This is a genomic window from Burkholderia sp. MSMB1072 (genome assembly GCF_001524725.1).
Taxonomy (GTDB): domain Bacteria; phylum Pseudomonadota; class Gammaproteobacteria; order Burkholderiales; family Burkholderiaceae; genus Burkholderia.
Window position 1 is genome coordinate 40,684 of record NZ_LOYC01000041.1, and the last position, 19,948, is coordinate 60,631.

Annotated in this window: 13 protein-coding genes; 9 read left to right on the forward strand and 4 right to left on the reverse strand. The window is 68.6% G+C overall.

Annotated elements, in window-relative coordinates; all coding sequences use genetic code 11:
* Positions 1-72 precede the first annotated feature (72 nt).
* Entirely contained in the window at positions 73-2,274 is a 2,202-nt protein-coding gene (locus tag WS89_RS22225) for a TonB-dependent receptor (RefSeq protein ID WP_059793521.1), read from the forward strand.
* Positions 2,275-2,329: 55 nt separating this feature from the next.
* Here WS89_RS22225 and WS89_RS22230 read toward each other — a convergent pair whose 3' ends face one another.
* Positions 2,330-3,598 carry an MFS transporter gene (locus WS89_RS22230; RefSeq protein WP_059793523.1) on the reverse strand — a complete coding sequence of 423 codons (1,269 nt, stop codon included), beginning with the start codon at positions 3,596-3,598 and terminating at the stop codon, positions 2,330-2,332.
* Between the two features lie 106 nt (positions 3,599-3,704).
* On the opposite strand from WS89_RS22230, the gene WS89_RS22235 reads away from it, so the two are divergent.
* The 3 genes from WS89_RS22235 to WS89_RS22240 all read left to right on the forward strand — a co-directional run bounded on the left by WS89_RS22235 (position 3,705) and on the right by WS89_RS22240 (position 5,460).
* Entirely contained in the window at positions 3,705-4,757 is a 1,053-nt protein-coding gene (locus tag WS89_RS22235; protein WP_059506417.1) for a LysR substrate-binding domain-containing protein, read from the forward strand.
* Positions 4,758-4,852: 95 nt separating this feature from the next.
* Positions 4,853-5,080 (forward strand): hypothetical protein, encoded by a 228-nt coding sequence (locus tag WS89_RS32945; RefSeq protein ID WP_082741934.1) that lies wholly within the window; start codon positions 4,853-4,855, stop codon positions 5,078-5,080.
* A complete protein-coding gene (locus tag WS89_RS22240) occupies positions 5,080-5,460 on the forward strand; it encodes a type II toxin-antitoxin system VapC family toxin (protein WP_059793525.1) in 381 nt (126 codons plus the stop codon). The genes WS89_RS32945 and WS89_RS22240 overlap by 1 nt, the downstream gene beginning before the upstream one ends.
* Before the next feature lie 57 nt (positions 5,461-5,517).
* Here WS89_RS22240 and dapA read toward each other — a convergent pair whose 3' ends face one another.
* Positions 5,518-6,411 carry a 4-hydroxy-tetrahydrodipicolinate synthase gene (dapA, locus tag WS89_RS22245; RefSeq protein WP_059793527.1) on the reverse strand — a complete coding sequence of 298 codons (894 nt, stop codon included), beginning with the start codon at positions 6,409-6,411 and terminating at the stop codon, positions 5,518-5,520.
* 450 nt (positions 6,412-6,861) lie between these two features.
* On the opposite strand from dapA, the gene WS89_RS22250 reads away from it, so the two are divergent.
* Positions 6,862-7,881 carry a sulfate ABC transporter substrate-binding protein gene (locus WS89_RS22250; RefSeq protein WP_059793530.1) on the forward strand — a complete coding sequence of 340 codons (1,020 nt, stop codon included), beginning with the start codon at positions 6,862-6,864 and terminating at the stop codon, positions 7,879-7,881.
* A gap of 165 nt (positions 7,882-8,046) precedes the next feature.
* A complete protein-coding gene (locus WS89_RS22255) occupies positions 8,047-9,015 on the forward strand; it encodes an ion channel (RefSeq protein ID WP_059793533.1) in 969 nt (322 codons plus the stop codon).
* A gap of 32 nt (positions 9,016-9,047) precedes the next feature.
* On the opposite strand, the gene WS89_RS22260 is transcribed toward WS89_RS22255, so the two are convergent.
* The gene (locus tag WS89_RS22260) at positions 9,048-9,662 is read right to left on the reverse strand and encodes a glutathione S-transferase family protein (RefSeq protein ID WP_059506407.1); all 615 of its coding nucleotides are present in this window, start codon (positions 9,660-9,662) and stop codon (positions 9,048-9,050) included.
* A 333-nt stretch (positions 9,663-9,995) separates the two neighbouring features.
* On the opposite strand from WS89_RS22260, the gene WS89_RS22265 reads away from it, so the two are divergent.
* Both WS89_RS22265 and WS89_RS22270 read left to right on the forward strand, forming a co-directional pair.
* Positions 9,996-10,553 (forward strand): DapH/DapD/GlmU-related protein, encoded by a 558-nt coding sequence (locus WS89_RS22265; protein WP_059793535.1) that lies wholly within the window; start codon positions 9,996-9,998, stop codon positions 10,551-10,553.
* Between the two features lie 2,432 nt (positions 10,554-12,985).
* Positions 12,986-16,558: an indolepyruvate ferredoxin oxidoreductase family protein gene (locus WS89_RS22270; protein WP_059793537.1), complete on the forward strand. Its 3,573-nt coding sequence runs from the start codon at positions 12,986-12,988 to the stop codon at positions 16,556-16,558.
* 92 nt (positions 16,559-16,650) lie between these two features.
* Here the strand turns inward: WS89_RS22270 and WS89_RS22275 are convergent, their stop codons facing one another.
* Positions 16,651-18,318 (reverse strand): Na+/H+ antiporter, encoded by a 1,668-nt coding sequence (locus WS89_RS22275; protein ID WP_059506402.1) that lies wholly within the window; start codon positions 18,316-18,318, stop codon positions 16,651-16,653.
* Between the two features lie 308 nt (positions 18,319-18,626).
* On the opposite strand from WS89_RS22275, the gene WS89_RS22280 reads away from it, so the two are divergent.
* Complete coding sequence (locus tag WS89_RS22280; RefSeq protein ID WP_059506401.1) at positions 18,627-19,913, forward strand: sensor domain-containing phosphodiesterase; 1,287 nt, start codon at positions 18,627-18,629, stop codon at positions 19,911-19,913.
* Positions 19,914-19,948: the final 35 nt, after the last annotated feature.

Below are 19,948 nucleotides of genomic sequence, written 5' to 3' on the forward strand. Positions count from 1 at the left end.
ACGTGTCCAATTGCCATGTCGCATCCAATTCTATTGAATGAGAATCATTCTCATCAATAAAGTGGAGTGAACATGAGCCGTTGCATCCAGTCGAGCGCGACGCCGCCGCGGCGCGCGACCGCATCCGTCGCGTTCGCGATGATGACCTGTGCGGTCGCGCCGGCATGCGCGGAGGAAGGCGAGCCGCGCCACGCGCCGCAACTGGACCCGATCGTCGTGCACGGCGCGCGCGACGCCGGTTCGCGCGTCGACCGATCGGGTTCCGCCAAGTATGCGACGCCGCTGCTCGACGTGCCGCAGACGATCACCGTGGTGCCGCGCGCGGTGCTCGACGAACAGCAGGCGCTGAGCTTGCGCGAAGCGCTGTCGAACGTCGCCGGCATCACGTTCAACGCGGGCGAGGGCGGCGGCGGGTCGGGCGACATGTTCAATATCCGCGGTTTCGGCGCGAACGCGAACATGCAGCTCGACGGGCTGCGCGACAGCGCGCAGAACAATCGCAGCGACCTGTTCAACGTCGAGGCGGTCGAGGTGATCAAGGGGCCGAATTCGGTATTCGGCGGCGCCGGCACGACGGGCGGCTCGGTGAATCTGGTCAGCAAGACACCGAAGGCCGGCACGTTCACCGAGGCCGGCACGATGCTCGGCACGTCCGACTACCGCCGCGTGACGCTCGATGCGAACCGGCCGCTGCCCGGCGCCGACGGCCGCGCGGCGTTCCGCCTGAATGCGATGGCGCACGTCAACGACGTGCCCGGCCGCGACGACATCCGCAAGCGGCGCTGGGGCATCGCGCCGTCGCTCGCGTTCGGTCTCGGCACGCCGACGCGCGTCACGCTCGGCTATTTCCACCAGTACGACAACAACCTGCCCGACTACGGGCTGCCTGCGCACGACGGCCAGGTGCTGGCCGGCGTGTCGCGCGAGCGCTATTTCGGCTGGCGCAATCTCGACCGCGAACGCATCGCGTCGGATACGTTCACCGTGAAGGCCGAACACGACGTGTCGTCCGGCCTGAAGGTGCAGAACCTGAGCCGCTATGCGCACCTGAATCGCGACACGGTGATTTCGGCGTCGCACGTGAACCTGCAGGGCCTGCCGCCGGGGCGCTACAAGCCGGCCGGGCCGCAAGGCTATGGCCGCGATGCGTCGACCGCGATGTGGGCGAACCAGACGAACGTCACCAGCGCGTTCTCGACGTTCGGCATCGGGCATACGCTGGTCACGGGCTTCGAGATCTCGCGCGAGACGTACGGCCGCACGACCTATTCGTACGGGCTCAACCGCTTCTACCCGGCCGACGGCTTCGCGCTCGCCGCGCCGCCCGGCGTGTGGCGTGGCCCGGCGCGGCGCCAGGACAGTGCGCGCAACGACACCGCGCTGGTCGTGAAGGCGCTGTACGCGTTCGACACGATCTCGGTCGGCCGCTATTGGGACATCGACGTCGGGCTGCGGCACGACTGGATCGATGGCTGGTCGGAAGGCACCGCGGCCGGCAAGCCCACCGAGCGCGCGGATACCGCCGATCGGCATCTGAGCACGCGCGCGGGGCTCGTGTTCAAGCCGACCGACAACGGTCGTGCGTATTTCGCGTACGGCACGTCGTTCAACCCGTCCGCCGAATTCCTCGTGACCACCGGCTCCGGCGTGAGCGCGGCGACCGGCGCGCTCGCGCCCGAGAAAAACGAGAGCGTCGAACTCGGCGCGAAATGGGAAGGGCTCGCGGGCATCGCGCTGAACGGCGCGTTGTTCCAGACCGAAAAGAAGAACGCGCGCGAACGAATGGCCGACGGCAGCTATGCGCTCGCGGGCCGGCAACGCGTGCGCGGCGTCGAACTCGGCGCCGCCGGCAAGGTGACGCCGCGCTGGGACGTGTTCGCGAACTACACGTACCTGGCGAGCGTGACGCTCAGCTCGCCGTCGTCGCCGCGGCGCGACGGGCAGGCGCTCGGCAACACGCCGCGGCACGCGTTCAACGTATGGACGACCTATCGGCTGCCGGCGGGCTGGACGCTCGGCTACGGCTCGCACTTCGTCGGCCGGCGCAACGTGACGTCGCAGGGCGACGGCAAGCTCGGCGCGTACTGGGTGCACAACCTGATGGCGAGTTACGACGTGAGCCGCCGGCTGCGCCTCCAGCTGAACGTCGACAATCTGTTCGATCGTGCTTACGTCGAACGCGTGCGGCAGGTGTCGGGCAGCGAATCGCGGTCGTCGGCGGTCGAGCTCGGCGACGGCCGTTCGGCGATGCTGTCGGCCGTGTACAAGTTCTGACCGCGCCGTGCGACGGCGGCCCGCGCTCCGCCCGGTCGGGCGCCGCGCGCGCCCGTCATCGCGCAAACAGCGGATAGGTCGCGCCCGCGATCAACGCCGCCGCGAGCCACACCATGCTCCACGAACTCGCGGCGAGCAGCGGCGGAATCGCGAGCGGCGTCGCGAACAGCCCGAGATAGACGATCGTGTTCGCCATCCCGAGCGCGGTGCCCGCATGGTTCGCGCCCGCGAGCGTCGCCAGCTCCGTGTACGCGACGCCGTGCCATGCCGACACGCAGATGCCGGCGAACACGAGAATCGCGACGATCGCGGCGAGCGGCACATGCGGGCTGCCGGCCGTCGCCGCCGCGAGCAGCGCGAACGACCCGGCCGCGACGAGCACGGAACCGCGCAGGTACGCGCGCCGATTGCCGTGCCGGTCGGTATGGCGGCCGCTCCAGACGCGCATCGCCATCGCGCCAAGCTGCAGCGCGACCATCGCCGTGCTGATGCCGGCAAGGCCGAGCCGGCCGAAGTCGTGCAGGAACACCGTCGCGAACGTGAGCACCGCAAATTGCGGCGCGCACAGCAGGCCGATGCCGAGCACGATGCGCCACACGGGGCCGCTCGCGAGCGGGTTGCGCGCGTGGCCGGCGACCTGCGGCCGTCGGGCGGCGCGATGCGTGGCGAGGTACGCCGCGGCCGGCTCGGCGGGCGGCTCGTGCAGCCAGCGCCACGTGAGCGCGGCCGATCCCGCGCACAGCAGCATCAGCGCGCCGAACACCGCGGCGAAGCCGGCGTGCGATGCAAGCGACGGCAGCAGCGCCGCGCCGAGGCCGCCGCCGAGCGGCACGGCCGTCTGGCGGATGCTCATCGCGAGCCCGCGCTCCCGCTCGCCGAACCAGCGCATCACCGCGCGCCCGCTCGAACCGTTCACGCTGCCGCCGAGCAGGCCGACGCAGCCCATGGCCGCGACGACGCGCATCAGCGGCGGCGCCGCTTGCGCGGTCGGGACGATCGTGCACATCATCAGCGCGAGCATCGCGGCCGTCGCGACGAGCCCGGCCAGCAGCACGCGGCGGTCGCCGAAGCGGTCGGCGGCGATCCCCCACGGCAGCTCGGACAGCGCGACGCCGAAGCCGAGCGCACCGAGCACGAGGCCGAGTGCGCCGTTGTCGAGATGGTAGGCGGCGCGCATCCACACGGCCGTGGTCGGAATGCCGGCCGCGGCGGCCGAAAAGCTCATGTTGGCGGCGACGCCGGCGGCCAGCACGCGCCAGCGATGGGCCGGCCCGCGCACGTCGCGGGCAGGCGAAGAAGGAGAAGCGATGCACGAGGTATCCATGACGGCAGGCCCGGTTCGAGGTTGACGTGCACAGTTTGGCCGCCTACATTCATCCTGAAAATCGGAAAGTTTTTGATGAATCGTTCGATAAAACAGGATGATCGAGATGCCCGGACAAGACATTCCGCGCGACGGCGGCGAGCCGCTCGCGGCGGCCGATGCCGCGCTGGCGCGGCCCAACTTCGACGTCGCGGCGCTGCGCAGCCTCGTCGCAGGCGTGGATCTCGGCAGTTTCGCGAAGGCGGCGGATCGCGTCGCGCGCTCGTCGTCGGCGGTGAGCGCGCAGATCCGCAAGCTCGAGGAGCAGGCCGGCACGCCGCTGTTCGTGAAAGCCGGGCGCGGGCTCGCGCTGACCGATGCCGGCGACGCGATGCTGCGCTACGCGCGGCGGATGATCGAGCTGAACGACGAGGCGGCCGCGGCCGTGCGCGGCGTGAATCTCGACGGTTGGGTACGGGTCGGGCTGCAGGAGGATTTCGGCGAGGCGATCCTGCCGGACGTGCTCGGGCGGTTCGCGCGTGCGCATCCGAAGGTGAAGATCGAGGCGCGCGTGGCGCGCAACGCCGATCTGCTCGACCGGCTCGATGCGAACCAGCTCGATCTGGCGCTCGTGTGGGGCGATCCGGCGTCGGCGGCGCTCGTGTCGCGGGCGGGGATCGACAGCGAAGCGATCGCGCAGGTGCCGATGCAATGGATCGGCGCGGCGGCGGGCGGTGGTTTCGGTGTGCCGAATGGCGATGGGGGCGCGGGTGGTGCGGGCGGCGCCGGCGAGCCCGGCGGCCGCGCCGTGCGGGCGACGGGCGAGCCGTTGCCGCTCGTCGTGTTCGACCGGCCGTGCCGCTTCTTCGGCGCGGCGACCGATGCGCTCGATCGTGCCGGCGTGCCGTGGCGCGTCGCGTTCACGACGCCGAGCCTGGCCGGGCTATGGGCGGCCGCGGCGGCGGGGCTCGGGCTGACGGTGCGCTCGCATTACGGGCTGCCGGCGTCGGTGCGCGTGCTCGATGCCGCGTCGTGCGGGTTGCCGGCGCTGCCGAGCTTGCCGCTGATCCTGCTGCGGCGCACGTCGTCGGCGACCCCGACGGTCGACCGGCTCGCGCGGATCGTGACGCAGGCGGTGCGGGGGGCGACGGAGGAGGGCGGCGTAGCGCTCGCGGCGTGACGAGCCGCCGAGATCCGGCAGGCATCCCCCATCCGGCTGAATGGATCGTTCGGACGGACTTGACTACAGTGGTGGCATCCAAAGCGGAGGTCATCATGCAACGCGCAAATATCCCCGGCACCACGGCCAATCCATCGCAACAAGTCGACGTTCCGATTTCCGGCGAGGAAACCGCGATCTCGAACCCGCCAGCATCCGGGGATCGGTCCGTATCCGTCAAGCGGCCCGTTCGGTTCGGTCTCCTGCAAGGTCAGGTTCGGATTGCGGACGACTTCGACGCACCGCTGCCCGACGACTTGCTGGCAGCTTTTGAAGGGCGCTGATGCGGTTGCTGCTCGATACGCACATCTTCTTGTGGAGCGTGACCGATGACCCGAAGCTCAGCGCCCGAGCACGCAGGCTGATCGCGGATGCCGACGAGCGGTTCGTCAGCAGCGCGAGTATCTGGGAAGCCGCGATCAAGGCCGGCTTGGGGAAGCTCGATGTCGACGTGGATCGGCTAGTTCGCGTGCTTCGGGCGAGCGGGTTCCGCGAACTGCCGGTCCGGGCCGTACACGGGGCAGCCGTACGCAGCTTGCCGAGCCATCATCGCGCCCCGTTCGATCGGCTGCTCGTTGCGCAGGCCCAGCATGAACCCCTGCAGCTCGTCACTGCCGATGGGCATCTCGCCCGGTACGGCATGTCTGTGGTTCTGACAGTCTGAAACAATCTGGCAGGCGGGAAGCCGGCGGTCGCCGGCCCCCGATGCATGACGGGCCGTTCATACAGCCGCAGCGTGCGGTCCGATTTCCTCGAGTTCCGCACGGAGCCTGCCCAGCCTCTCCCGCAACCCGTCGCTCGCCGGCACGAACGGCAGCCGCAACCCGTCCTCGCACCACCCTTGCGCGGCGAGCACGGCCTTCACCGGCGCCGGGTTCGGTTCCGCGAACAGCGCCGCGACGAGCGGCTGCAGCGCGACCGACAGGCGCCGCGCGTCGGCGAGCCGCCCGTCGCGCAGCCACGCATGAATCCGCACATGCCATTCGGGCAGCACGTGCGCGCTGCTCGCGATCGCGCCGTGCGCCCCCGCGCACATCGCCGCGAAGTTCTGGTTGTCGTCGCCGGACAGGATCGCGAGCGGCGTGTCGTGCACGAGCCGGCTCATCCGGTCGAGCGTGCCGCCGCATTCCTTGATGCCCGCGACGCGCGGATCGCGCGCGAGCGCCTGCAGCGTGTCCAGTTCGACGTTCACGCCGGTGCGGTACGGGATGTTGTAGACGAGCACGGGCAGGTCGGCCGCGTCGACGATCGCCTCGACATGGCGGCGGATGCCGTCCTGCGTCGGCCGCACGTAGACGGGCGGCGTGACGAGCAGCCCGTCGGGGCGCAGCGCCGCGAGCTCCCGCGCGCGGGCGGTCGCGAAATGCGTCGCGCTCGCGGTCAGCCCGACGACGATCGGCAGCGCGGGCGCCGCGTCGCGCAGCGTCGCGAATACCGCGTCCTGTTCGCGCGCGTCGAGCAGCACGCCTTCGCCGGTCGTCGCGCCCGCGACGAAGCCCGCGATGCCGGCGGCCGCATAACGGCGTGCGAGCCGCGCGAGCGCCGCGTGATCGACCTCGTCGTGGTGGAACGGCGTGACGATCGGCAGCCAGATACCTTCGAAACGTGTGTTCATGCAAAGCCTCATGGTGGAAACGGAGTGGGAAGGAACCGTTCCGCCGGCGGGGGCCGGAGCGAGGCGTGCGTGCAAGGAGAATGAAACGACCTGCGGGCATCCCGTCCGGCATTCGCCTGACGGGACGCGACGTCCCCGTCAGTCGAGGAGTCGTTTTTTCAGTTTCAGCCCGGCCGCGCGCGCGCCTGCCGCGACGGCGGCGAGGATCGAGGGCGAGCGCAGGGTAGCGGACATGGATGAACCGTGAGTGGGCTGAGCGGCGATCTTAACACCGCGGCGGCAGGGTGCGCGAGCCCCGGCCGTCGTTTAGCAGGATTCGAGATTTGCTTTCCACGACTGATTGGAAGGCGCGCTGCGCCCGGCCGCTAGAATGCCCGCTTACGTTTCGATGACGGCGCGTACGCGTGCGGTCACGCACATTCACCACCACTGGAAACGGGGCATATCACGATGGCAAGCATCAAGGGGATCGGCCGCTGGCTGCACACGGGCGCGGCGGCGGCGCTGGTCGTGGCGGCGGCGGCCGCGCATGCGGACACGTCGATCCTGAACGTGTCGTACGACGTGACGCGCGAGCTGTACAAGGACATCAACGCGAGCTTTGCCGCCGCCTACAAGCAGAAGACCGGCGAGACGGTCACGATCAAGCAGTCGCACGGCGCGTCGAGCGCGCAGGCGCTGTCGGTGCTGCAGGGGCTGCAGGCCGACGTCGTGACGATGAACCAGCCGAACGACATCGACCTGCTCGCCGAGCGCGGCCAACTGCTGCCGAAGGACTGGCGCGCGCGCTTCCCGGACAACAGCTCGCCGTATTCGACGACGATGGTGTTCCTCGTGCGCAAGGGCAACCCGAAGGCGATCAAGGACTGGGGCGATCTCGCGAAGCCGGGCGTCCAGGTGATCATCGCGAACCCGAAGACGTCGGGCAACGGCCGCTATGCGTATCTCGCCGCCTGGGGCTTCCAGAAGCAGAAGGGTGCGACCGACCAGCAGGCGCTCGACTTCGAGAAGGCGATCTTCCGCAACGTGCCGGTGCTCGATTCGGGCGGTCGCGGCGCGACGACGACGTTCACGCAGCGCGGCATCGGCGACGTGCTCGTCACGTTCGAGAACGAGGTCGCGCTGATGGACACGGGCGCGTCGGGCGGGCAGTTCGACGCGGTGTATCCGTCGGCGAGCATCCTCGCGGAGCCGCCCGTCGCCGTCGTCGACAAGGTGGTCGACAAGAAAGGCACGCGCAAGGTCGCGCAGGCGTATCTCGACTACCTGTACACGCCGCAAGCGCAGGAGATCATCGCGCAGCACCATCTGCGCCCGCGCGACGCGGCCGTGCTGAAGAAGCATGCGGCCGAGTTCAAGCCGCTGAAGACATTCAGCGTCGAGCAGGTCTTCGGCAGCTGGGCGAACGCGCAGAAGACCCATTTCGCCGACGGCGGCACGTTCGACCAGGTGATCGTCGACCGGAAGTGATTGCGGCGGGCGCCACGCGCGAGCCCGCATGACGATGCAGCCGGCCGCTCGCGCGGCCGGCTTTTTTTGCGGCTGCGGGGCGGTTTGCCGTTCCGAACCGCCCCGCATTCCCCGCCGCTGCCGCGCGTGCTACGCTCATCGCCTCCCTGCAACCTGCGCCGCGCGATGAACGTCGATTCGTCCTCCCCAGCCTCCCGCGGCCGTGGCCGCAAGATCTGGTCGGGCACCCGCCCGGTGATCGCGTACGGGATGCCGCCGCTCGGCTGGCGCGATTTCTATCACCGCGCGCTGACGGTGAGCTGGCCCGTGTTCTTCCTGTCGCTCGCGGTGCTGTTCCTGCTGCTCAACGGCGGTTTCGCGGCGCTCTACCTGCTGGGCCATGCGCCGATCGCGAACCAGTCGCCGGCCGGCTTCGGCGGCGCGTTCTTCTTCAGCGTCGAGACGCTCGCGACCGTCGGCTACGGCGACATGCATCCGCAGACGGTTTATGCGCACCTCGTCGCGACGTTCGAGATCTTCGTCGGGATGTCGGGCATCGCGCTGGCCACGGGGCTCGTGTTCGCGCGGTTTTCGCGGCCGCAGGCGAAGATCCTGTTCGCGCGCTACGCGATCGTGCGGCCGCTGAACGGCCGGATGACGCTGATGGTGCGCGCAGCGAATGCCCGCCAGAACGTGATTGCCGAGGCGCAGGCGAAACTGCGGCTGATGCGCGTCGAAGGCACGCACGAGGGCTATTCGCTGCGCAAGATTCACGACCTGCCGCTCGTGCGCAACGAGCATCCGATCTTCCTGCTCGGCTGGAACCTGATGCACGTGATCGACGAGTCGAGCGCGCTGTTCGGCGAGACGCCCGAATCGCTCGCCGCGCGCGACGCGCAATTGCTGATCACGATCGAGGGCTCGGACGAGACCACCGCGCAGGTCATGCAGGCGCGTCATGCATGGGCGCATGGCGAGATCCGCTGGCGCCACCGCTATGTCGACCTGATGCACGACGAGGACGGCATCACGCACATCGATTACACGCATTTTCACGACGTCGTGCCGATCGACGTCGATACCGACGAGCGCGGTTCGCCGGGCGTGGTGATCGACGCGGACGCGTCGGCGCCGGGGCCGGCCGCGCAGACGTGATCGAGGGCGACGGGGGCCGCCCCCGTTGCGCCTCACCCGTGCAGCAGACGCGCCGCTTCGCGCCGTTCGATCTCGACCGCGCGGCGGAACGCGTCGCGGTCCTCGGCGCGCGCGACGTAGTCGCCGAGCACGCCTTCGTGCGGCAGCAGATGCGCGTCGAACGCGATCTTCAGCGTGCTGGCGAGCAGCAGGTCGGCCGCGGTGAAGCGCTCGCCGACGAGCCAGCGACTGTGGGCGAGCGCTTGTGCGAGGGCGCGCTGCACGCGGGTGATGTTGCCCCAGCCGAACGCAACCGGATTGCCCGACGCGCCGGTGAATTTCTCGGCCATCGCCGGTTCGAGGCAGGTCGGCGTGAAGAACATCCACTGGAGGAAACGGCCGCGCAGCGGATCGTCGGGGGCGATGCCGAGCCCGGCGCCCGGGCAGCGATCGGCGAGATAGAGCAGCACGGCGCCCGATTCGGCGAACGGGGCGCTGCCGTCGTCGAGCGCGGGCAGCTTGGCCATCGGGTTGACCTGCACGAACGCATCGCTGCCCTGTTCGTGCGAGCGCAGATCGACCGGCACGAGTTCGTACACCACACCGATTTCCTCGAGCATCCACAGCGCCCGGAATGCCCGGGTCTTCGGCCAGTAGTAGAGCTTCATCGCGCCTCCGCGTTTGGGTGCAGGTGTCGAGCCGGGGGAGCCTCAAGCGTACCCGAGCCCGGGTGGTTGGGACAGGGGCGCGCGGGTCGGCTGCATGCGGTGAAGCCGGCGGAAGACGCGATGAAACCCTTATGTGACAGGGGTTCTGTAAATAACTGGTTATAAAAAAACTAGTTATTTACAGAAGACCCAGAAAACCCCGGCGAAAAAGCGGCATCACTACAATGTGCCGGGCCCGCCCGCAGCCTCCGCGCACGCGGCAACGCAATCGGCCGTTCGTCCGCGATCGTCAACGCATCGCGCAACCCCGCACCTACTGGAGACCCGTCACGCATGGCAAACGACGATCGCACCACCATCATTCCGCGCAGGACACCCGAATCGGCGGCCATGGTGGCCGAGATCAAACGGGCGATGGCGATCACCGCGCGGCTCAACCGCCTGACGTTCGACGATGCGGCGGACGTGCGCGCATTGTTCGGCGAACTGATCGGCACGCAGGTGGACGACGATTTCGTGCTGATCCCGCCGTTCCATGCGACGGGCGGCGCGGGCATGAAGCTCGGGCGCAACGTGTTCGTCAACCAGAACTGCACGTTCTACGACCTGGGCGGACTCGAGATCGGCGACGACGTGATGATCGGCCCGAACGTCAACCTCATCACGTCCGGTCATCCGGTCGAGCCGTCGCGGCGACGCGACTGCGTGGTCGCGAAGCCGATCGTGATCGGGCGGAACGTGTGGATCGGCGCGGGTGCGACGGTCATCGGCGGCGTGACGATCGGCGAAAACGCGGTCGTCGCAGCCGCGGCCGTCGTCACCCGGGACGTGCCGCCGAATACGCTGGTCGGCGGCAATCCGGCGAAGGTCATCCGGTCGATCGCGGAATAACGTCGCCCGGGCGTGCCGGCGCGACGAAGCATCGTCGGCGGGATGTGGACAACACGCCGCCAAAGCCACTCGAAACGCTGTGCAATCGAACGGTGAGTGTGCCGCGGAGGCCGTCCGGACAAGCCTTTTCGGCTTTTCCGGGATTTCGTGCGCCAAGGCGTCCGTCGATCGGCAGATGAAGATCCGGTCGCGCCCGCGGTTGTGGATATCCGCGCGTCGAAACGACTCGACGCCCTGTGGTTTTCACAGGTGAGGATGACCGGATGCTGCGTGAGACATGAAGCGGGTTGTGGACAACTCGCGTCCTGACGAAGCGAAATGCTGTGAAATTTAATGGTGAGCGCCGCGACCGATCCGGCTGCGCGCCCGCACCGGTGCGGGTTTCGGGCCATTGTCGCGGTGCAGGGCGACGCGCATTCTAGCCGATGGCGCGCGTGCGCGCCCCCAAGCATGCGGGCAGGGCGACGTCGATATCCGGCTCCGGCCCCCAATCGAACGGCTGTGCATTCTAACGGTGAGCGCCGGTGCGTGGTTCGCAACGCGCGGATTTCGACGCGCTTGTCCGCCTTCTTCAACGACTCTGCGCGCTGTGCAATTCAATGGTGAGCGTGAGTTCGCGACCGGCGCGCCGCCCTTCAGGATGCGGCTGTTCGACCGACGACGCCACGCGAAGCGATGTTCCCGTCAGGCCGAGGCGCCAGATCGCGAGCAACGGCTACGCGCATTTCCGTGTGGATATCCGTCCGCCGGAACGACTCGCGGCACTGTGTATCTCGACGGTGAGCATCGGTGCCTGATCGCGTGATGAGTCGCTTCCAGTATGGACCGCCGCTCGTCGGCGTCCTTCGAGACGCGCGGCGGTTATCGATCGGAGAACGCTCATCCATGTGGATATCCGGCCCACTCCATCACTCGAAGCACTGTGGTTTTCAACGGTGAGGGTGCCCGGATGGCCAGGAGGCAACGCAGATCCACACGTGGACAACCACCACCGCAGCCAGTTGAGCCCCTGTGTATATCAATGGTGAGAGTGAGTCGGCAATCGTATGGCCTGCGTGTTCAGGCGAGGGCATCCGGTCCGGTCAATCACTCGAAGCGCTGTGGTTTTCAACGGTGAGAGTGCCCGGATGGCCAGGAGGCAACGCAGATCCACACGTGGACAACCGCCACCGCAGCCAGTTGAGCCCCTGTGTATATCAATGGTGAGAGTGAGTCGGCAATCGTATGGCCTGCGTGTTCAGGCGAGGGCATCAGGCCCGGTCAATCACTCGAAGCGCTGTGGTTTTCAACGATGAGGGTGTCCGGATGGCCAGGAGGCAACGCAGATCCGGACGTGGACAACCGCCACCGCAGCCAGTTGAGCCCCTGTGTATATCAATGGTGAGAGTGAGTCGGCAATCGTATGGCCTGCGTGTTCAGGCGAGGACATCGGGCCCGGTCAATCACTCGAAGCGCTGTGGTTTTCAACGGTGAGAGTGCCCGGATGGCCAGCAGGCAACGCAGATCCGCACGTGGACAACTGCTACGGCAGCCAGTCGAGCCCCTGTGTATATCAATGGTGAGAATGAGCCGGCAATCGCACGGCCTGCGTGTTCAAGCGAGGGCATCAGGCCCGGTCAATCACTCGAAGCGCTGTGGTTTTCAACGGTGAGGGTGCCCGGATGGCCAGGAGGCAACGTAGACCTGGACGTGGACAACTGCCACTGCAGCCAGTCGAACCCCTGTGTATTTCAAAGGTGAGTGCGAGCCGGCAATCGCGCGGCATGCGGGTTCCGGCGAGGATATTCGCCCTCCAAACCCACTCTCGACGCTGTGTATTCGAGCGGTGAGCGCAAGCAGAGGACCGACGAAACCCCGCGATTTCCGATGTGGATATCCATCGCCGCGACCCACTCGCCAAGCTGTGAATTTCAACGGTGAGCGCCGCTGCCCGGGCGTCCCGCATGTCGATTCCGGATGTGGACATCCCGGCCCCGATGCCACTCGAAATGCTGTGCAATCGAACGGTGAGCGCGCGAGCCCGATCGGCCGAAGGGGCGGCGGTGTGGACATCCGTCGCTTCCGGCCACTCGGAACGCTGTGCATTTCAATGGTGAGGATGACGGCCGATGCCGCCGAAACCCTTGCCGGTCGAGGTTCGAGCGCCGATCGCCGGTCGGGCGGCGACCCTTGCGACCTGCGCCGGCTTTTCCGCCCGAGCGTCGACCGCCCCCGACGCATCACCCACCGCGCTCCCGCTGCCCGCGCGAAAACTCTCTCAAATATCGGCAGAAAGCTGCGCAGTTTTTCTCGCCGCACGCCGCTCCGAGCAAGATGAGGAAAAACATTCTCGGCTGCGCGCGAAAAAATAGAGCCATTCGCTGCCGGCGCCCCGCGTCATCCGACGCCCCGCCGCGCACGGCCCAGAACAGCACAATCCGGAGACTCCCCCCATGACCGCCCGCCTGCCCGTCGACGGCACGCCTGCCCTGTCCGACTACCGCCTGACCGACAACCTGACCGCGACGCGCGGCCGGATCTTCCTGACCGGCACGCAGGCGCTGATTCGCCTGCTGCTGATGCAGCGCGCGGCCGACGTCGAGCAGGGCCTGAACACGGCCGGCTTCGTCAGCGGCTACCGCGGCTCGCCGCTCGGCATGGTCGACCAGCAGCTGTGGAAGGCGAAGAAACTGCTCGACGCGAGCGGCGTGCGCTTCCTGCCCGCGATCAACGAGGAACTCGGCGGCACGGCGGTGCTCGGCACGCAGCGGGTCGAGGCCGACCCGGAGCGCACGGTCGAGGGCGTGTATGCGATGTGGTACGGCAAGGGCCCGGGTGTCGATCGCGCGGGCGACGCGCTGAAGCACGGCAACGCGTACGGTTCGTCGCCGCACGGCGGCGTGCTGGTCGTCGCGGGCGACGACCATGGCTGCGTGTCGTCGTCGATGCCGCACCAGAGCGACTTCGCGATGATGGCGTGGCACATGCCGGTCGTGAACCCGTCGAACATCGCCGACATGCTCGAATTCGGCCTGTACGGCTGGGCGCTGTCGCGCTACTCGGGCGCGTGGGTCGGCTTCAAGGCGATCTCGGAAACGGTCGAGTCGGGCTCGACCGTCGACCTCGATGCGTTGCAGACGCGCTGGCCGGCACCGGCAGGGTTCACGCCGCCCGCGGGCGGCCTGCACAACCGCTGGCCCGACCTGCCGAGCCTCACGATCGAGGCGCGCCTCGCGGCGAAGCTCGACGCGGTTCGCCATTTCGCGCGCGCCAACAGCATCGACAAGTGGATCGCGCCGAGCGCGCACGCGAACGTCGGGATCGTCACCTGCGGCAAGGCGCACCTCGACCTGATGGAAGCGCTGCGCCGCCTCGACCTGACGATCGCCGATCTCGACGCGGCCGGCGTGCGGATCTACAAGGTCGGCCTGTCGTATCCGCTCGAGATGACGCGCGTCGAGACCTTCGTCGACGGGCTCGCCGAAGTGCTGGTGATCGAGGAGAAGGGGCCGGTCGTCGAGCAGCAGATCAAGGACTACCTGTACAACCGCACCGAAGGCGCGCGCCCGCGCGTGCTCGGCAAGCATGACGCGGCCGGCGCGTGCCTGCTCTCCGAGCTCGGCGAGCTGCGTCCGTCGCGCATCCTGCCGGTGTTCGCCGACTGGCTCGCACGGCACAAGCCGGCACTCGACCGCCGCGAACGGGTCGTCGATCTCGTCGCGCCGCAGATCCTGTCGAACGAGGCCGATGCGGTGAAGCGCACGCCGTACTTCTGCTCGGGCTGCCCGCACAACACGTCGACGAAGGTGCCGGAAGGCTCGATCGCGCAGGCCGGCATCGGCTGCCACTTCATGGCGTCGTGGATGGAGCGCGACACCACGGGGCTGATCCAGATGGGCGGCGAGGGCGTCGACTGGGCCGCGCACGCGATGTTCACCAACACGAAGCACGTGTTCCAGAACCTCGGCGACGGCACCTACTTTCACTCGGGCATTCTCGCGATCCGCCAGGCGGTCGCCGCGAAAGCGAACATCACGTACAAGATCCTCTACAACGACGCGGTCGCGATGACGGGCGGCCAGCCGGTCGACGGCAGCATCTCGGTGCCGCAGATCGCGCGGCAGGTCGAGGCCGAAGGCGTGTCGCGCTTCGTCGTGGTGTCCGACGAACCGGAGAAGTACGACGGCCATCACGGGCAGTTCCCGGCCGGCACGACGTTCCATCACCGCAGCGAACTCGACGCGGTGCAGCGCGAATTGCGCGAGACGCCGGGCGTCACCGTGCTGATCTACGACCAGACCTGCGCGGCCGAGAAGCGCCGCCGCCGCAAGAAAGGCGAATTCCCCGACCCGGACAAGCGCCTGTTCATCAACGACGCGGTGTGCGAAGGCTGCGGCGATTGCGGCGTGCAGTCGAACTGCCTGTCGGTCGAGCCGCTCGAAACGCCGCTCGGCCGCAAGCGCCGCATCGACCAGTCGTCGTGCAACAAGGACTATTCGTGCGTGAACGGCTTCTGCCCGAGCTTCGTGACGGTCGAAGGCGCGGCGCTGAAGAAGGCGGCCGGCGCCGCATTCGACGAAGCGGCGCTCGCCGCGCGCGTCGACGCGCTGCCGGTGCCGGCGACGCATCTCGACGCGGCGCCGTTCGACATGCTCGTGACGGGCGTCGGCGGCACGGGCGTCGTGACGGTCGGCGCGCTGATCAGCATGGCCGCGCACCTCGAAGGCAAGAGCGCCTCGGTGCTCGACTTCATGGGCTTCGCGCAGAAGGGCGGCTCGGTGCTGTCGTTCGTGCGGATCGCATCGAGCGACCGGTGGCTGAACCAGGTGCGCATCGACACGCAGCAGGCCGACGTGCTGCTCGCATGCGACATGGTCGTCGGCGCGAGCGCCGAAGCGCTGCAGACGGTGCGTCACGCGCGTTCGCGGATCGTCGTCAACACGCACCGGATCCCGAATGCGTCGTTCGTGCAGAATCCCGACGCGAACCTGCACGCGGATGCGCTGCTCGAGAAGATGCGCCACGCTGCCGGCGACGGCTACCTGTCGAGCTGCGACGCGCAGGCGCTCGCCGCGAAGTTCCTCGGCGACTCGATCGGCGCGAACATCCTGATGCTCGGCTTCGCATGGCAGCTCGGCCTCGTGCCGGTGTCGCTCGCCGCGATGATGCGCGCGATCGAGCTGAACAACGTCGCGGTGCCGATGAACAAGCTCGCGTTCTCGATCGGCCGGATGGCGGCCGGCGACGCGGCGGGCCTCGACGCGTTGTGGAACGCGCGGCATGCGGTGGTCGCCCACGCCGCGCCGGAGACGCTCGCGGAGCTGATCGCCGATCGCGAAGCGCGCCTCGACGCATACGGCGGCGCGCGCTACGTCGAGCGTTACCGTGCGCTGGTGAACGCGGCGCGCGCGAAGGGCGACGACGCGCTCACGCGCGCGGTCGCGACGACGTTCTACCGGCTGCTCGCGGTGAAGGACGAATACGAAGTCGCGCGGCTGTACACGGACGACGCGTTCCGCACGGCGCTCGAAGCGCAGTTCGAAGGCGTGCCGGGCCACGCGTACCGCGTGAAGTTCAACCTGGCGCCGCCGACGGTCGCGAAGGCCGGCAGCGACGGCGCCGCGCCGAGGAAGCGCGTGTTCGGCCAGTGGATGTGGCCGGTGCTCGGCATGCTGGCGCGCGTGCGCAGCCTGCGCGGCACGTGGCTCGATCCGTTCGGCCGCACGGTCGAGCGCAGGATGGAGCACGCGCTGGCCGACGACTACGAAACCACGCTCGCGCGTGCGTTCGCCGCGATGACGGCCGGCAATGCGGCGCAGGTCGTGCAACTGGCCGACCTGCACGCCCGCGTGCGCGGCTTCGGCCACGTGAAGGTGCGCAACCTCGCCGGCGTGAAGCGCGCGGAACGCGAGCTCGCATTGCAGCTCGGCATCGACGCAGCGACGAGCGCGGCCGTGCAGCACGCGCTCGACGAGATGAAAGGCGCGGGGATGCTGAAGGGGATCCCGGTCGTCGTCGCGAAGTAACGCGATCGCGAGCGGAGGTGAGAACGGCGACGCCGATGCGTCGCCGTTTTTTCATGCCCGCGGGCGGCGGCGCGCAGGCCGGGGCCGGTCGCTCAAAGAATGCCTTTCTTGCGCGTCGACAGCGCGGTTTCGGACAGGTCGATCTCGCGAAGCAGCTTCGTCAGCGTCTCGTCGGAAATCTTGCTGTCGCTGCGCAGCCGATACAGCGCCGAGCGTTCCGCACGCACGGCCGCGATCCGCATCTGCAGCTCCATCGTTTCGGCCTGCTGCGCTTGCGCGCGCGGCGTGGGGCCGTCCTCGGCCAGCGCGGCCAGCCGGCGGCGGTACTGGTCCATCACGCGTGCGGAGATGTCCGCGCAGCGTGCCGCGCCCGATTCGTCGAGATCGGCCGAGATCGCGTCGTGCGACGAATCGACCGCGCGGATCGCGGCCTGCGCAGCGGCCGAGCGTGCAATGCGCTCCTCGTCGCCGAGCGGGTTGCGCGTCGAGCGCACGCCGCGCAGCAGCAGCGGCAGGCCGATCACCGCGACGATCAGCGAGCCCAGGATCACGGCCGACGCGATGAAGACCGCGGTGTCGCGGCCCGGCAGCGGCACGCCGTCGGACAGCGCGACCGGGATCGACAGCACACCGGCGAGCGTGACCGCGCCGCGCACGCCGCCGACCGTCATCACCGCGATCGTGCGCACGCCGGCCATCGTGCCGGCGAGGCCATGGCGCGCGGCGCGGCGGCTCGCGAACCAGCGCAGCAGCCACACCCACAGGAAGCGGATCGCGTACAGCGCGAGCATCATCGCGCATACGTTGAAGATCATGCGGCCGACCAGCGCGTCGCTCGTATGGTGCGCATCGACGAGTGCGCGGCCGATGATGTGCGGCAACTGCAGCCCGAGCATGATGAACACCATGCCGTTGAACACGAACTCGATCATTGCCCACGTGCTTTCGGCGCGCACGCGCGACGCGACGGTGCTTTTGCGCGAAAAGCTCGTGTAGTTCATCATCATCCCGGCCGACACGGCCGCGAGCACGCCCGACAGGTCGAGGTGCTCGGCGAACAGGTAGGCCGCGAACGGCACCAGCAGCGTCATCACGATGCCGGGGGCCGGGTCGCCTTCCTGCTCGGCATTCAGGAAGCGCGTCGACAGCGCGCTGAACACCCACGACACGATCGCACCCGTCGCGAGCCCGCCGGCCGCGACGATCACGAACGTGACCGATGCGGCGCGCAGCGAGAACACGCCGGTCAGCGCGGCCGCGATCGCGAACTTCAGCGCGACGAGGCCCGACGCGTCGTTCATCAACGCCTCGCCTTCGAGGATGTGCATCAGTTGCGGCGGAATGCGCCCCTTGCCTGCGATGCCGGACAGCGCGACCGCATCGGTCGGCGACAGCACCGCCGCGAGCGCGAACGCGATCGGCAGCGGCAACTCGGGAATCAGCCAATGCGCGAAGTAGCCGACTGCGAGTACCGTCATGAACACGAGCCCGAACGCGAGCATCAGGATCGCGCGGCGCTGCAGGTAAAGCTCGCGCTTGGGAATTCGCCAGCCGTCCGCGAACAGCAGCGGCGGAATGAACAGCAGCATGAAGATTTCGGGGTCGAACGTGACGTGCAGGTTCAGCTTCGGCCACGCGAGCATCGCGCCGAACGCGATCTGCATCAGCGGCAGCGGCAGTTGCAACGGCAGGAGGCGCGTGACGGCGCCGGACAGCGCGACGGTCAGCAGCAGGATGAGGACTGTGAAGACGATTTCCATCGATACGGCGGATAGGCAGAATGAAACGGTCGTACGGAGTGTAGCGTGCCGACGTGACGGATGCGCTCGAGCGGCCGGTGCGTGCGCACGGAAATGGTGCGTCGGCGGTGCGCCACGATGGTGCGGCGGCCCCGCGCGGCCGTGCGGCGCATGGGGTTCGCGCACCTTGCACGGAGCTTGCTTGAAGGTAGGCAGCCGCCCGGCCCGAGCCGGGCAACCGAGGGTCCAACCATGACATTGCGCGCGCCGTCCCGTTCGTCGTCCGTTTCGCCGGACGCCGCGTTCGACTGCATCACCAGGAGAAGGGCATGACGATCGTGCAACAGGAGCGTCCGGCCACCGCGTCGCCGTACCGGTTCGAGCGGGAGATGAGCTCCGGCTTCGAACGGCTCGCGACGCAGCACCGCGACCTGACGCTCACGACCGTATTCCAGCCGATATTCAGCCTGTCGCACCAGCGTGCGGTCGGCTACGAGGCGTTGCTGCGCGCGCACGATGCGCTCGACCGCGCCGTGTCGCCGCTCGACGTGTTCGGCGAAGCCGCGCGCCGCGGCGAACTGCTGCAGCTCGACCGGCTCGCGCAGGCGCTGCATCTGGAGAACTTCGCGCTGCTCGGCGCGGAGCGCGAGTGGCTGTTTCTCAACGTCCACCCGGGCGTGCTCACGGATCCGTTCCAGGCGGCCGCGCTGCTCGCGAACCTGAAGCGGCTCGGCATGCCGCCGCGACGCGTCGTGCTCGAAGTGCTCGAACAGCGCGCGGACGACATCGAGCGGCTCGCGGAGGCCGTGCGCGAATTCCGCACGCACGGCTTCCTGATCGCGCTCGACGATTTCGGCGCAGGCCACTCGAACCTCGAGCGGATCTGGCAACTGAACCCGGACATCGTGAAGCTCGACCGGATCATGCTGTCGCACGCGGCGCACCGGACGGGGCTTACCGCGATCCTGCACGGGCTCGTGACGCTGTTGCACGAGGCCGGCAAGCTGGTGCTCGTCGAAGGGATCGAGACCGAGCACGAAGCGCAGATCGCGCTGTCGTGCGAGGCCGATTTCGTGCAGGGCTACTACTTCGGCCGGCCCGCGCCGGGGCTGCCCGACAGCGCGGCCGCGACCGGCTGCATCGGCGAGCTGACCGAGCGCTTTCGTCAGCAGACCGAAGCGCGCGAGCGGCGCGACACGCAGCGGCTCGCCCCGTACCTGCGTGCGTTCGAACGGGCGGCCGAACGCCTCGAGGCCGGCGAGCCGCTCGACGAGGTGTGCTGGAACTTCCTCGCGCTCGACGCGGCCGCGCGCTGTTTCCTGCTCGACGCGCAGGGCCGGCAGTCGGGCCGCAACGTCGTGCTGCGCGCCGATCGCGCGCTGGCCGAGGCGCGCTTTTCGCCGCTGGCGGACGCGCAGGGCGCGAACTGGCTGCGCCGGCCGTATTTCCGCTCGGCGATCGCCGAACCGGGGCGCGTGCAGGTCACGCGGCCGTACCTGTCGATCAACGAGGCGCAGCCGTGCGTGACGCTGTCGGTGGCCGTGCGCGTCGGCGATGCGCAGCGTGTGCTGTGCGGCGATATCGACTGGAGCGACGAGGAGGCGCCGGCCGGTTAGCGCCGAGCGCCGCGCATGCGGCGATTGTCACGATC